The sequence below is a fragment of the Sporosarcina sp. Y352 genome, assembly GCF_056786535.1.
The window spans coordinates 29,006-42,951 of sequence record NZ_JBXCJE010000015.1 but is presented as its reverse complement, the minus strand read 5'-3'; the positions used below and the strand labels follow the sequence as shown (position 1 = coordinate 42,951).

The 13,946-nt window shown below is 40.6% G+C and carries 13 protein-coding genes and 1 pseudogene; 1 reads left to right on the top strand and 13 read right to left on the bottom strand.

Annotation, left to right across the window (positions count from 1 at the left end; all coding sequences use genetic code 11):
• Positions 1–118 precede the first annotated feature (118 nt).
• The gene (locus tag AC1TO6_RS18460) at positions 119–1,342 is read left to right on the top strand and encodes an IS110 family RNA-guided transposase (RefSeq protein ID WP_482103092.1); all 1,224 of its coding nucleotides are present in this window, start codon (positions 119–121) and stop codon (positions 1,340–1,342) included.
• A gap of 418 nt (positions 1,343–1,760) precedes the next feature.
• Here the strand turns inward: AC1TO6_RS18460 and AC1TO6_RS18455 are convergent, their stop codons facing one another.
• From AC1TO6_RS18455 to folD, 13 genes and pseudogenes are all read right to left on the bottom strand, one after another.
• A complete protein-coding gene (locus AC1TO6_RS18455) occupies positions 1,761–1,910 on the bottom strand; it encodes a hypothetical protein (RefSeq protein WP_482103091.1) in 150 nt (49 codons plus the stop codon).
• Positions 1,911–2,121: 211 nt separating this feature from the next.
• A pseudogene (locus tag AC1TO6_RS18450) lies at positions 2,122–2,616 on the bottom strand (tyrosine-type recombinase/integrase); the annotation flags it as partial.
• 42 nt (positions 2,617–2,658) lie between these two features.
• A complete protein-coding gene (locus tag AC1TO6_RS18445; RefSeq protein WP_482103090.1) occupies positions 2,659–3,087 on the bottom strand; it encodes a site-specific integrase in 429 nt (142 codons plus the stop codon).
• A gap of 146 nt (positions 3,088–3,233) precedes the next feature.
• Positions 3,234–4,025 (bottom strand): sporulation transcription factor Spo0A, encoded by a 792-nt coding sequence (spo0A, locus tag AC1TO6_RS18440; RefSeq protein WP_482103089.1) that lies wholly within the window; start codon positions 4,023–4,025, stop codon positions 3,234–3,236.
• Between the two features lie 239 nt (positions 4,026–4,264).
• Positions 4,265–5,233 carry a SpoIVB peptidase S55 domain-containing protein gene (locus AC1TO6_RS18435; RefSeq protein WP_482103088.1) on the bottom strand — a complete coding sequence of 323 codons (969 nt, stop codon included), beginning with the start codon at positions 5,231–5,233 and terminating at the stop codon, positions 4,265–4,267.
• 175 nt (positions 5,234–5,408) lie between these two features.
• Positions 5,409–7,106, bottom strand: a complete 1,698-nt coding sequence (gene recN / locus AC1TO6_RS18430; RefSeq protein ID WP_482103087.1) for a DNA repair protein RecN — start codon at positions 7,104–7,106, stop codon at positions 5,409–5,411.
• Positions 7,107–7,121: 15 nt separating this feature from the next.
• Positions 7,122–7,571 carry a transcriptional regulator AhrC/ArgR gene (ahrC, locus tag AC1TO6_RS18425; protein WP_482103086.1) on the bottom strand — a complete coding sequence of 150 codons (450 nt, stop codon included), beginning with the start codon at positions 7,569–7,571 and terminating at the stop codon, positions 7,122–7,124.
• Between the two features lie 124 nt (positions 7,572–7,695).
• Positions 7,696–8,517 (bottom strand): TlyA family RNA methyltransferase, encoded by an 822-nt coding sequence (locus tag AC1TO6_RS18420; protein WP_482103085.1) that lies wholly within the window; start codon positions 8,515–8,517, stop codon positions 7,696–7,698.
• Complete coding sequence (gene dxs / locus AC1TO6_RS18415; protein WP_482103123.1) at positions 8,514–10,415, bottom strand: 1-deoxy-D-xylulose-5-phosphate synthase; 1,902 nt, start codon at positions 10,413–10,415, stop codon at positions 8,514–8,516. The genes AC1TO6_RS18420 and dxs overlap by 4 nt, the downstream gene beginning before the upstream one ends.
• Before the next feature lie 96 nt (positions 10,416–10,511).
• Entirely contained in the window at positions 10,512–11,396 is an 885-nt protein-coding gene (locus AC1TO6_RS18410) for a polyprenyl synthetase family protein (RefSeq protein ID WP_482103084.1), read from the bottom strand.
• Positions 11,389–11,631, bottom strand: coding sequence for an exodeoxyribonuclease VII small subunit (locus AC1TO6_RS18405; RefSeq protein ID WP_482103083.1), 243 nt, complete (start codon positions 11,629–11,631; stop codon positions 11,389–11,391). The genes AC1TO6_RS18410 and AC1TO6_RS18405 overlap by 8 nt, the downstream gene beginning before the upstream one ends.
• Positions 11,632–12,987, bottom strand: a complete 1,356-nt coding sequence (gene xseA, locus AC1TO6_RS18400; RefSeq protein ID WP_482103082.1) for an exodeoxyribonuclease VII large subunit — start codon at positions 12,985–12,987, stop codon at positions 11,632–11,634.
• Between the two features lie 76 nt (positions 12,988–13,063).
• Positions 13,064–13,936, bottom strand: a complete 873-nt coding sequence (gene folD, locus AC1TO6_RS18395) for a bifunctional methylenetetrahydrofolate dehydrogenase/methenyltetrahydrofolate cyclohydrolase FolD (RefSeq protein WP_482103081.1) — start codon at positions 13,934–13,936, stop codon at positions 13,064–13,066.
• Positions 13,937–13,946 lie beyond the last annotated feature (10 nt).

The window sequence follows — 13,946 nt, the reverse complement described above, 5'->3', positions numbered from 1 at the left end:
ACGACCACGGTGCATCACAGAATGTCGCTCCCTTACGGGAAGCACTCATGGGAGATTAATCCTACTCTGGTTGTTGCACCAGCCTCCAATACTATTCGCCGTAGAAAGGATGATTACAATGGAAGTAATCATTGAACATGCATGCGGTATGGACATTCATAAAGATTCGATTACTGCGTGTATTATGACTCCAAAAGGAAAGGAGATTCGAACGTTTTCTACTAAAACTGTATTTCTATTACAGTTAATCGACTGGATTAAGGAGCATGAGTGTACGCACGTAGCGATGGAAAGTACAGGTGTCTTTTGGAAGCCTATCGTTAACATACTAGAAGCTGAGAATATTGAGTTTTTAGTAGTGAATGCCCAACATATGAAATCAGTACCGGGTCGCAAAACCGACGTGAAGGATGCCGAATGGATTGCCAAGTTACTTCGTCATGGACTACTCAAAGCGAGTTTTATTCCTGATCGAAATCAACGTGAACTTCGGGAGTTGGTTCGCTATCGTCGCAGCATCATTGAAGAGCGCGCAAGACAACATAATCGGATTCAAAAAGTGTTAGAAGGAGCGAATATCAAGTTGGGCTCCGTTGTCTCCGATATTATGGGTGTTTCAGCTCGTGACATGCTTAATGCCATCGCAGATGGCGAGGATGATCCTATAAAACTTGCGAGCTTCGCTCGACGTACAATGAAAAAGAAAAAAGATGATCTTGAACTCGCTCTTCGTGGATACATCAATTCACACCAACGGCTCATGATAAAAACCATTCTCACTCACATTGACTTTCTAAGTGATCAGGTTGAGCTACTAAACCAAGAGATAGCTTCTAGACTTTCCTCACACCAAGAAGATCTTGAACGGTTGGATTCTATTCCTGGCGTTGCCACTCGTATGGCTGAACAAATCCTAGCTGAAGTCGGAACCGATGTTGGAAATCAATTTCCAAGCTCTTCCCATCTATGTTCCTGGGCAGGATTAGTTCCTGGCCATAACGAAAGTGCTGGCAAAAGGAAATCCACGAATATGAAAAAAGGAAACAAATATCTAAAGTCAGCCTTAGTAGAAGCCGCTCACTCTATAAGAGGGTCGAAGACCTATCTTGGAGCAATGTATAGGCGCACAGCAGCACGAAAAGGCAAAAAACGTGCAGGTATTTCTGTCGCCCATGCCATTTTGAGGATTGCCTATTATCTCATAACACGCAAAGAAATGTATGTAGACTTAGGCGAAGATTATTTTGACAAGCAAAAGCAACAATCTATTGTACGGTATTCTGTTCGAAGGCTCGAAAACTTAGGTTACAACGTTATAATCACTGAACCAGAAGTCTCCTAATCCAAAAAATATGGACCAATAACTAGACGCTGCATTTTTTTTAAAAAATGAACTGCGTTACTTTTAGTGTTGCCATTTTTGCGAAGTTTGGCGTTTAATTTTCATGGGAGTTGAAGAAGGACCTTTTTCCTCATGTATACTGAATCTCATCATTCTAATTGACTGTGACCTGTAGACTCCATAGAGCCTTCCTGCAAGCTTCGTATCTTCCCCGACCGTTGATTTCAATAGTGACTTAAAGCGCTCGTAAAGCGTCTGTGACAGCTCTGGGCGATACGTATCATGTAATGATGGGTTTTTGTCATTAGCTATTAAAGATTTAAAAGATAACGGTTCGTTTTCTGATTTATTCCCTTGATGGATTGGTGCATCTACCTCCCTCGCAACTACCCGAGTTATTGCAACTAACTGTTGAACTTCAAAAAGTTTTTACTGATAACGACCAAGAACCTTGGTTTTCAGTGACATTATTATTAAATGATACGTTGGAAGTGATATGTTGATTAGCCGCATTGTCCATTTCATGCTTGTCTTTAAAGCGTGCATAGTTTGATAGATAGATTGTCATATAGATTGCTCCCTTTTATTAAAGGAGCACCCACTTGTTTATTGGCGTAGTTAAACAAGCCTTGTCTAATCATATTTATTTTGATATGATAGTAGGCAATACAAATGAGTGCTCTTTTTACTTATAGTTGAGTGCTTCATTCAGTTGTGAGAACTGAAACGGTTTTACATGAGCTTAGGGTGCGCTAACACCTATAGGCTCTTTTTTGTGTTTAAATATCCAAATTGGATAGTGGAGAATGCTTCTTATACTTCTGCATGATTTCCTTATCGGCAAAATCGAGGTAAATTTGTGACGTTATTTCCAAGCAGGCGTGACCCAAAAGACTGGATAAAGTTGCCAAATCTCCGCCATTCATTAGATAGCGCTTGGCGAAATTATTTCTTAGTAAATGCGGTGTTACCTGCAAACCCACATCTTTACTCCTCAATCTGAATGACCTCTCAACTCCCTCTATTTTGCGCCTGTTTCCATGAAGGGTTGGGAATACAAAATCGGTATCAGAATAGCGATCCTTGTAATCTAACCAAGATTTAAGATGTCTTCTAGTTTTATCTGAAAAATAGACAAAGCGTTGTTTGTTATTTTTTGTTTCTCTGAGTAAAATGGCGTTTGCTCGGAGATCAATATCTGACGGAACAATTGCAAGTAGCTCAGAAATTCGGCAACCAGTGTCAAAAATCACCCTAGCAATAATCCAATCACGATATTGATCAAACTTGGAAACATCGAATGCACGGAAGAACTGTTACAATTCGTTATCTTCAAGCATGATTTTCGCTTTACGCTCTGGTTTCACGTTTTGAACTGTCTTCATTGGATTCTTACGAATAATACGCTCAGCTTCTAAATGACCATAAAAGGCTTTTATGGTCCGTGTGTAGTTCGCAATCGTTGTCTGTGTGACTGGTTTCCCAAAGTCTTGTCTACGCTCAGGATAGTTGACTGGCTTTAATGCTGAAGTGACTTCATACTTTCCTCGTTCCGCTAAACTTCTCATGTATGCTCGCAAATGTTCCGCAGTCACTTCCTTATGTGACAAAATTTTAAAAGTGTCATCCATATACCTAGCAAATAGTTTTAACGTCTGTTCATATGACTTCATTGTTTTTGGAGATAACCCCTTTGCAGCACAATCCAGCATGTATCTATCTATTTCAATATCAAAATCAGACAAAAAAAAACGCCTCCTCATACGAATTGAATCTCCGTAAAGAATGCGTTTCTATATCCACATTACCTATTTAACTTAATTGCTTCATACCCATAGTTTGTCGGTGATAGTTCTGCAACTCTCACAATAAAACGCTTTCATACCAACAATCAGCTCGCCATATGTTCAAGTCGAATCTTATCGGCAATCATTGCGATGAACTCTGAATTAGTGGGTTTACTTTTCAAGTGGTGCACAGTATAACCAAACATTTTGGATATTACATCATAGTTACCGCGGTTCCAAGCTACTTCTATTGCGTGACGAATTGCCCGTTCGACCCGGGAAGCAGTCGTATTGTACTTTTTAGCAATCTCTGGATATAGCACTTTTGTTACAGACCCTAGTAAATCCACGTCGGTGTACACCATTTGAATCGCCTCACGAATAAATGCATAGCCTTTAATATGAGCAGGCACACCAATTTCTTTGATAATTGCTGTAATTGTTGTATCCAAGACTTTTTGACTTACAGCTCCAGACGTAACTTCCCCAACGGATTGAGTTTGTGGAGCAATGGGTTTCCTCGTTCCTGCTACTTGGAAAATTTGGTTAGCTAGTCTATCAAACTCAAATGGTTTAAGCATAAAATAGGAAGCGCCAAGACTTGCCGCTTGTGTCATTACATCTTCCTGGCCAAATGCGGTAAGCATGATAATATGCAAATCAGCAATTTTTGCATTGCCACTTAACGTTTCAAGCACTGCAATACCATCAAGATGTGGCATAATGATATCAAGTAATAGGACATCCGGCGTTTTTTCTTCTAACATTGTTAAGCATACTTTACCGTTATGTGCCGTCCAAATTACTTCTATTTCGGGGTGCCTTTCAAAATATGCCACCATCGTTTTCACAAGTTCCTTGTTATCGTCAGCAATCGCTACTTTCAGTTTATCCATCTCATTTCCCCCTTGTACTATTATGACGGCTTCGTTCCCTAAATATTAACAACTATATGTTAACTGCACAAGGGAATTTTCGACGAATAGTGAAACAAACCTCTATTTTTCAGTGTAAATGAACCTTCTGGCATATGCTTTCCCCATATTTCGACGCGTTTTTATGTTTTCTGAATTTTTGTCAAAAAATTTTACCCGACTGCTAAAAAAAGGTCAACCAGAAACTGGTTGACCTTTTTTTACTTTTCACCAATTCTCATCTTTTCCAAAAAAAGAGCCGCTCCTTTTTTAGGGTCGTCGACAAACATATGCGTTACAGCACCTGCAAATTGGCCATTCTGAATAACAGGGCTTCCACTCATTCCCTGTAAGATTCCGCCAGTAGCTTTTAGTAATTTTTCATCTGTTAAAATGAAATGGAACTGATCTTGTTCAACTTCAGTAATGCTAATGGAAAATGACTCGACTGCTGTTCCTTTTATGGTCGTGTAAATTTCAGCCGGTCCTACTTCCACTTCACTGGAATGCATAATCTGTAGAGGTTTGGCCAACACTTCCTTATATGTGCTGTTCCACGATCCGAATATTCCGTATATCCCATTTATTCGAATCGAGCCTAACATATCTTTGTCATCTACAATCGTCGAGATCTTATAGCCCGGAATACCCGGTACACTTTTTTTAATCTGATCGATTTCCGAAAGATAAATCGATCCTGATTTAAAAGAAGGCGGTGTTTTCAAGGCACTATCAATAATCTGATGACCTAGAGCGCCGTATGTTCCATTGTTCTGGTCGACATAAGTCAGGGTTCCTGTTCCTTCCGTCCGATCTTTTAGGAATGGAAGGAGACGTTTTATCGCCTCGCCATCTGCTAGGATTTGGAGCTCATTACCACCTCGGGAGACATGTAAAACGACTTCCTTCTTACTACGCAATGACGATGAGGATTTTTCGAATTCGCGTAAGGAACCAATTATTACACCTTCTATTTGTCCGATTAGATCACCTGCCTTCAACCAATTATCCTTCCTAATCATGACATCATTCGTGATATACACTCCAGACAAATCCATTTTAATACCGATTGATTGCCCCATGGGTATCAACGATTCGTCTTTTGCGAATGCCGCATCTGTCGTGAATGGCATGAAAAGAAAAAGCACAGACAACGAAACGGCTAACTTGAACTGTCTACTCCATCCCATATTTCACCTCCCTAAATAAGATACTGTTGGTATGGTCGTTCAGAGGAATCTTATGAAAGGGTAAATCAAGCAAAAATGAAAATCAACTTCCTTTTTGGTCCTACTAATAAGTAGTGCTGGGAAATTTAAAAAAATGACCAAGAAACACGCATAATGTATTATGCGTGTTTCTTGGTTATCTAAACGACTTTTTACGTTCGACAGCTAATTTTAACAACTCTTCTGCATGGCTCAATGTTAAAGTAGTTATTTCTGCGCCAGATAACATTCTGGACATTTCTTCCGTTCTATCCGATTCAATAACATTTTGGACTTCAGTTCTAGTTCTGTCACTTTTTACATCTTTTTTAATAAGGTAATGGTAATCAGCCATAGCGGCAACTTGTGGTAAATGTGAAATACAAAGTACTTGAGAATGAGTAGCAATCATGGCAATTTTCTCCGCAATCGCTTGAGCAACACGTCCACTTACACCTGTGTCTACTTCGTCAAAAATAAGTGAAGTTACTCCTTGATGTTTTGAAAAAATCGTTTTCAAAGCCAACATGATACGTGAAATTTCACCGCCAGAGGCAACCTTAACTAATGGTTTCAGTGGCTCACCCACATTCGTCGAAATAAGAAATGCCACATCGTCATATCCGTTTGAATCAAAAGTACCAGGCAATTTTCTTGTTATATCCACTTTGAAAGATGCTTTTCCCATATGTAGTTGTTGTAGCTGTTCCATAATCGCTTCTTCTAAATGATGGGAATAATTTAGGCGAATAATTGATAGTTCTTCCGCTTCAACTTCCAGGTCTTTCAATAGTTGATCAAGTTTTTCCTGTTCTGCCGCAAGTCGTTCATCCCTGCTTACTAAACTTTCTAGATCATCAGCTATTTTATCGCGATACAATAATATATCTTCAATTGTCTTACCATATTTTCTTTTAAGTGAGGTATGAAGGGCCAGACGCTCTTCAACTATTTCGAGTCTTGCAGGATCAAATTCCATATCATCAAGTATGTTTTTTAATTCATGTGACGTATCTTGCAGTGAATAGAAACTTGATGCGATTATTTCCGCATGGGGTTTCAATGTTTTATCTACTGAAGCTGCATCTTCGATGTCACTCATAGCTGATCCAACCCAATCTAGTGCATGCGTGTCTCCGCTAATTGAAACGTACGCTGTATTCAGTCGCTCATATAATCGAGTATAATTTTGAAGTTTTTGTTTCTCGGCTTCAAGTTTATCCTCTTCACCAATTATGAGGGTTGCTGCATCAATTTCTTTTAATTGAAATGAATACAGATCAATACGCTGTGCAACTTGTTGTTCATTTTCGTCCGCCTTTTCAAGCTTCCGTTTCAGTTTTCGATAGCTTTCAAATATCTCAGAATAATTTACATAAGCAAGTTCGAATTCTTCTCCCGCAAAATGATCGAGTAAATGAATATGTCTTCTTTCATGCATCAATTCCTGATTTTCATGTTGCCCATGAATGTCAATCAATTGCGAACCTATTTCTCTCAAAATAGCAATGGTTACGAGTTTTCCATTGACACGGCAAACTGTTTTTCCGTTCGAATTGAGGTCACGCCGCAAAATGACAATGCCGTCTTGGACGTCAATGCCGAAATCAGCTAACTTACCGATAATTGGATGATCATTATCTTCAATTGTAAAAAGCCCTTCCAACTCAGCTTTTGTCGAACCATGGCGGATAAACTCCTGCGATCCTCTTCCACCCGCCAGCAGTTGCACAGCATCGATAATAATTGATTTCCCTGCACCTGTTTCCCCAGTCAATACAGTTAAACCATCGTTGAAAGTAACTTCTAGGTTTTCTATGATTGCGAAGTTTTTAATGGAGATTTCACTTAACAATTACCATCACCTCTTTCAAAGCATAGCCAGTAGTTTTTCCTTCACTTTTTCTGTCAGAGATTCATCCCGGCAAATTATTAAACATGTATCATCGCCACAAATCGTTCCCAGAATTTCATCCCAACTAAGATGGTCCATTAATGACCCGACAGCTTGGGCATTTCCAGGTAATGTTTTCAAAATGATAAAATGTCCTGCACTGTCAATGCTAACAAATGCATCTGTTAACATGCGGTGAAGTTTCTGTTCCGTGTTGTACTTATGTACGGCTGGCAGGCTGTATTTATAACTACCGTCGGATAAAGGAACTTTAATTAAATGCATTTCTTTTATATCACGCGAAACGGTCGCTTGTGTCACAGCCACTCCAGCAGCTTTTAAGCTGTCTACAAGCTGGTCTTGCGTTTCTATTTCAAAGTTCGAGATAATATCCCGAATGCGAATTTGTCTATGCCCTTTATTCATGCCAATCACTCCCATACCCATTAATTATATTCTAATTTGTACTGTAACACCGAAATTTTTAAGCAACAAGTATAGAGGAATGTCTCTTCGCTTCAGATAGGAAAAGTGCGCAAATAGATGCGCACTAGTGTAGCTCTTTGTAAGCCTCTTCAATAAGTTTATCAAAGTCAACTGCGTCAAAATTTGTCACTGGGTTTTCCTCAGAAGTTAAGTGAAATAGGAACTCAATATTCCCTTCGCCGCCAGTAACGGGCGAATATGAGATTCCACGGAGACTAAATCCTTCGTTAATGGATGCTTCAGCAATTTTTTTCAACACTTCTTGATGAACAGACTTTTCTCTGACAACGCCTTTTTTTCCTACTTTCCCTTTTCCTGCTTCAAATTGTGGCTTCACAAGTACCATAACGTCACCGCCATCAGCAATGATTCGTTTCAAAGCGGGTAGGATAAGTGTTAATGATATAAAAGAAACATCGATAGTAGCAAATTGCGGTATCCCTTGGGTGAACAGATCCGGCGTTGCATGCCTGAAATTTGTTCTCTCCATAACCGTTACACGTGGGTCTTGACGTATCTTCCACGCAAGTTGATTGTAACCAACATCAAGTGCGTAGCAATGTGCAGCACCGTTTTGAAGTGCACAATCTGTAAAACCACCCGTCGATGATCCGATGTCAAGTATAATTTTATCCAATACATCGACATCGAACTGCTCAAGTGCTTTTTCAAGTTTTAATCCGCCTCGGCTCACATATTTCAATTTCGAGCCTTTGACCACAAGTGGGGCGTCAATTGCAATTTTTTCACCTGGTTTATCTAATCTAGTTTCAGCAGAAAAGACGATGCCCGCCATAATCGAGCGCTTTGCCTGTTCCCTTGTTTCGAAGAGACCACGCTCAACTAATAGTACGTCAACCCGCTCTTTTGTTGTACGATTTGTCATACTTGTTCCCTTTCCACTCCACACTCTTTGACGAAGTTTAACATATTATCAACCAGATGATCAGTTGTCATACCGATTTCAGCAAGCAATTCATCAACGTTACCGTGTTCAATGAATTGGTCTGGAATACCCATCCGTCGAATCGGTACGCCAGTTTGTTGTGTGTCATGAGCATATTCAATAACAGCACTTCCGAAACCGCCCGCAAGGACAGCTTCTTCAACTGTCATAATTGGTATACCAGTAGCAAAAAGACCATCCAGCATTACATTATCAAGCGGTTTGATGAATCTCGCGTTAATAACTTTCACATGGATTCCTTTGGTGAATAACAATTCGGCCGCTTCGAGCGCCATCGGAATTGAGGTACCGAATGTCAATATAGCTGCATCATGTCCTTCACGTAATACTTCCCACGTACCGATAGGGATTGGACGTAGTGTTTCATCCATTAAGACGCCGTGACCATTTCCTCTTGGATAACGCATTACAATTGGGCCTTCGTCATAATCAATAGCGGTTTTTACCATATGCTGTCCTTCGTTTTCATCTTTTGGCATCATAATAACCAAGTTTGGCATATGTCTAAGGAAAGCAATATCGAAGACACCCTGATGCGTTTCACCATCCGCACCAACAAGACCTGCACGGTCAATTCCGATAAAGACGTTCAGATTCTGCCTTGAAATATCATGAAGTACCTGGTCATAAGCTCGTTGCATGAATGTCGAATAAATTGCTAGAAATGGCTTCATGCCTTGTGTAGCGAGACCTGCCGCCATTGTTGTTGCATGTTGTTCAGCAATGCCGACATCGAAGAATCGATCTGGAAATTCTGCAGCAAACGATTCCAATTTCGAGCCAACAGGCATCGCTGGTGTTATTGTAACGATACGTCTGTCTTCACGAGCAATGTTCCGAACTGTTTCTGCTACTAATCCGCTCCATGAAGGTGCATTTGAGGCAGATTTTACAAAATCACCTGTTTCAATTTTATACGGACCAGTACCATGCCATGTACCGATTTTATCATCTTCAGCTGGACTATATCCCTTGCCTTTTTTCGTAATAACGTGAAGTAGTACTGGCCCTTCCATTTTCTTCGCATATTGAATATTGCGTTCAAGGTCATTAAAATCATGTCCATCAATCGGACCAAGATATGTGAAACCGAGTTCTTCAAAAAAGACTCCAGAGACAAGTAGGTATTTCAGACTATCTTTAACTCGCTCCGCAGCTGCAGCAAGTTTACCACCAACAGCGGGAATTTTCTTCAGTATATATTCCAACTCATCTTTTGCTGAGTTATATTTGCCAGCAGTCCTCAATTTCCCAAGGACCGTATGAAGTGCACCGACATTCGGCGCAATTGACATTTCGTTGTCATTTAAAATAACAATCATATTGGTTTTTGAATCTCCAATATGATTTAGCGCTTCAAGTGCCATTCCACCTGTCAGCGCACCATCACCGATGACTGGTATCACATAATTCGATTCACCTTTTACGTCCCTCGCTGCTGCCATTCCCATAGCCGCAGAAAGCGAAGTAGAACTGTGACCTGTTTCCCACACATCATGCTCGCTCTCAATCATTTTAGGGAATCCGCATAGGCCTTTGTATTGCCGAAGTGTGTCGAAATCGCATGCGCGTCCAGTTAGTATTTTATGAACATACGCCTGATGGCCGACATCCCAAATTATTTTATCATTTGGACTATCAAATAACCGATGCAACATAATCGTTAGTTCGACAACTCCAAGATTCGGACCGATATGACCACCGGTAACAGATAGCTTTTCAATTAGAAACTTCCGGATTTCTCCCGCTAATTCTGTCAACTGTTCTTTGTTGAGTTTTTTTATAAAAGATGGACTAGTAATTTCAGTGAGTTCCATCATCATCACACACCTTCACAAATTAATTGCCTCGAATGTTACTGCTAAGAACCCATTATATCAAGTAAGACGTCCAGTACAACAATTACGGTCATTTCAAGATTTTCTTTCGACGATATAATCTGCGAATAATCCGAGAAGTGGTTGATCTACTTTCAAAAATGAAAGTGATTGTTTTGCTACCTGATGGTGTTCAGTAAGTCGTACAATAGCACCATCCAAACCGAGCAATGACGGATATGTCGACTTATCACTTATCGTGTCGCTACCCGCAGTCTTCCCTAGTTCTTCTGTCGTAGAAGTAACATCTAAAATATCGTCCTGTATTTGAAAAGCAAGGCCTATGTTAAATGCATACTTTTTCAATTGTGCTGATTTTTCACCAGATAATCCTGCAAGTATTGCCCCAGCTTCAATGCAAAATGACAACAAAGCACCCGTTTTGTTGATATGAATGGTTTCGAGTTCGGATATAGATAAAGCTTTTTTCTCCCCTTCAATATCAAGCACTTGACCGCCGACCATACCTCTTGCTCCAGATGCATCCGAAAGTAAACGGACGATTTGAAGAGCGTTTTCGGCACTCGTAACTGTAAGACGAGATAGACTTCCAAACGCAAGGGCCTGAAGCGCATCTCCTGCAAGAACTGCTACAGCCTCCCCGTAAACAACATGATTCGTCGGTTTTCCACGTCTGAAATCATCATTATCCATGCACGGTAAATCATCATGGATTAGGGAATAAGTATGTAACAATTCAACTGCGCATGCAACCGTCAAAGCATCTTCTGATTTGGCACCTAAATCTTCTAGCGTGGCTAGGACGAGGAGTGGCCGGATTCGTTTCCCGCCGGCATTAATTGAATAGGCCATCGAGGATTTTAAAGTTTCTGATACTGTCATTGAGTCAATCATAATATTTAGCTTACCTTCAATAACCGGGAGCTTTTCTGTGATAAATTGTTGTAGTTTCTCATTCATTTGAATCGCTTCCTTTTGCCGGATTGAATTCTGTTTCGTTTCCATCTTTGTCAATAATAGAGATTAGTTGTTTTTCAGCATCCTGTAGTTTACCATGGCAAAAACCAGAAAGCTCCATTCCTCTTTTATACAGTGTGATGGCATCTTCAAGGGGTACATCGCCTGTCTCGAGTTTCTGGACCACCTCTTCTAATTTCAACATCGCTTCTTCAAAGCGGATTGACTCTTTTTCCAATTATATTTCCTCCCCATCGCTTATCTTAATTGATTGGATTGTCGCTTCCGCTGTACCATCATGCAAACGAATCCGAATTTCTTTCCCAACTTCCAGTAATTCAGCGGAATTGATGACCTCGCTGTTTTTATAAACAATTGAATAGCCTCGTTCCATAATCGTTAGTGGATTCAGCGCCTGCAACATTCGTACAGATGCGTGAAAACGCTCACTTCTCATGCGTAGGTCTTGTTGTACACTTCTTGTGAGACGTTCAGTTACTACCGTTATGTCCCGGTAACCTTCTTTAATTCGCTGATCCGGGGAATAAGTGGAAAGCAGGGCACTTAATCTTTGGTATCGCGATGTTCGAGAGCTTGTTATATCGTTACCACTTCTAAGCAGTCTTCCTTCAAACCCAATCAATCTCTCAGTAAACGGACGATATAATCGTTCTGGAAATTGAAGTGGATAGGAATTTTGTAAACTTGTTAAACGTTTGCGCTCATTTTTAATTTGATTGGATAAGGAATTATAAATTGACCTCTTACGATCCAATAGCCTTTCAAACAACTCTTCTCGCGCCGGTACGGCCATCTCGGCAGCCGCAGTTGGGGTAGGTGCCCTTTTGTCCGACACGAAGTCAGCAATTGTTGTATCCGTCTCATGTCCAACAGCACTAATAACCGGTAAACGGCAAGAAAATATTGCCCGTGCAACTGACTCTTCATTGAATGCCCATAAATCTTCAATTGAACCGCCGCCTCTTCCCACGATAAGGACATCGAGAGAACCATAATTATCCGCTTGTTGAATTGATTTGATGATGGAAGGCGCCGCTTGCGGCCCTTGTACTACCGCGGGAAATAATATGATTTCAGCAAGCGGATAACGCCGTTCAATTGTGGAGCAGATATCTTGAATCGCTGCGCCTGTTTGGGCCGTAACCACACCGATTTTATTTGGATAGAGTGGAAGTGGTTTTTTCCATCTTGCATCGAAAAGACCTTCTTTACCTAGGTTTTCTTTCAATTGTTCAAAAGCAAGATATAATGCTCCGATGCCATCAGGTTGCATGGATTGTACATACAATTGATAATTTCCGCTCGTTTCAAAAACAGTTACGTCACCCGTAATGAGAACATTCATACCGTTTTCAGGTTTGAACTTAAGTCCAGCTGCGCTAGAACGGAACATCGCTGACTGAATTCGGCTTTTTTCGTCTTTTAAAGTAAAGTAGATATGACCGCTCGGATGGCTTTTAACATTCGATAGTTCTCCTTTGACAAAGACATTTCGCAAATGAGGGTCTGCATCAAACTTTCGTTTAATATATTTTGTTAATGCTTGTACAGACAAGTGTGGATCTCCGGCCAACAGTCCCGCCTCCCCGATTATTGACGTATAGAGACGCTGTCTTTTCGATGAAAAACAGCGTCCGTCCGGTTTTTTATTATTTTTGTGAGTGTCTACCTTCTTCATATGCTTTTTCAGCACTGTGAAGAGTGTTTTTTAGAAGCATGGTAATTGTCATTGGACCTACTCCGCCAGGTACCGGTGTTATAGCAGAAGCTTTCGTTATTGCTGATTCAAAATCGACATCTCCGCAAAGTTTTCCGTTCTCATCACGGTTCATGCCTACATCAATAACGACAGCACCGTCTTTTATATGCTCTTCTGTAATGAATTTTGTCTTTCCAATTGCGACGATTAGAATATCCGCCTGTTTTGTAAAGGATGCTAAATCCTTTGTTTTGGAATGGCAGTATGTGACTGTGGCATCGCGTTGCAACAGTAATTGACCCATCGGTTTCCCCACTATATTGCTACGTCCAACAATAACTGCATGCTTGCCGCTAATTTCAGTGCCTGTCCGCTCAAGAAGTTTAATGATCCCGTATGGTGTGCATGACAGGAATGCTTTTTGACCAATTATCATTTTCCCAACATTTTCCGGGTGGAATCCATCGACGTCCTTTGTAGGATCGATGGCACGAATAACGAGGTTCTCATCGATATGGTCAGGTAATGGTAATTGAACAAGTATGCCATGAATTGAATTATCATTGTTTAATCTAATAACGTGATTAAGTAACTCCTCTTCGGATACCGTAGCGGGAAGTTCAATTAATTCCGATTTCATGCCCGCTTCCAGACTCGATTTCTGTTTGTTTCTAACGTATGTACGGGAAGCTTGGTTTTCACCGACTAAGACTACTGCTAGGCCTGGCTGACAGCCATTTGCCCTAAGCGTAGTTACTCTGTGCTTTATTTCTTCCCTGATTTCCTTACCAATTGCTGTTCCATCAATCCGTTTGTCAGTCATCATGGTTCCT

Excerpts from the sequence above, each read along its gene's own strand:
- AC1TO6_RS18455 (WP_482103091.1), bottom strand. The coding sequence starts at position 1,910 with ATGACAATCTATCTATCAAACTATGCACGCTTTAAAGACAAGCATGAA.
- spo0A (WP_482103089.1), bottom strand. The coding sequence starts at position 4,025 with ATGGATAAACTGAAAGTAGCGATTGCTGACGATAACAAGGAACTTGTG.
- AC1TO6_RS18410 (WP_482103084.1), bottom strand. The coding sequence starts at position 11,396 with ATGAATGAGAAACTACAACAATTTATCACAGAAAAGCTCCCGGTTATT.
- AC1TO6_RS18460 (WP_482103092.1), top strand. The coding sequence starts at position 119 with ATGGAAGTAATCATTGAACATGCATGCGGTATGGACATTCATAAAGAT.
- ahrC (WP_482103086.1), bottom strand. The coding sequence starts at position 7,571 with ATGAATAAAGGGCATAGACAAATTCGCATTCGGGATATTATCTCGAAC.
- folD (WP_482103081.1), bottom strand. The coding sequence starts at position 13,936 with ATGACTGACAAACGGATTGATGGAACAGCAATTGGTAAGGAAATCAGG.
- AC1TO6_RS18435 (WP_482103088.1), bottom strand. The coding sequence starts at position 5,233 with ATGGGATGGAGTAGACAGTTCAAGTTAGCCGTTTCGTTGTCTGTGCTT.
- AC1TO6_RS18420 (WP_482103085.1), bottom strand. The coding sequence starts at position 8,517 with ATGACAAATCGTACAACAAAAGAGCGGGTTGACGTACTATTAGTTGAG.
- dxs (WP_482103123.1), bottom strand. The coding sequence starts at position 10,415 with ATGGAACTCACTGAAATTACTAGTCCATCTTTTATAAAAAAACTCAAC.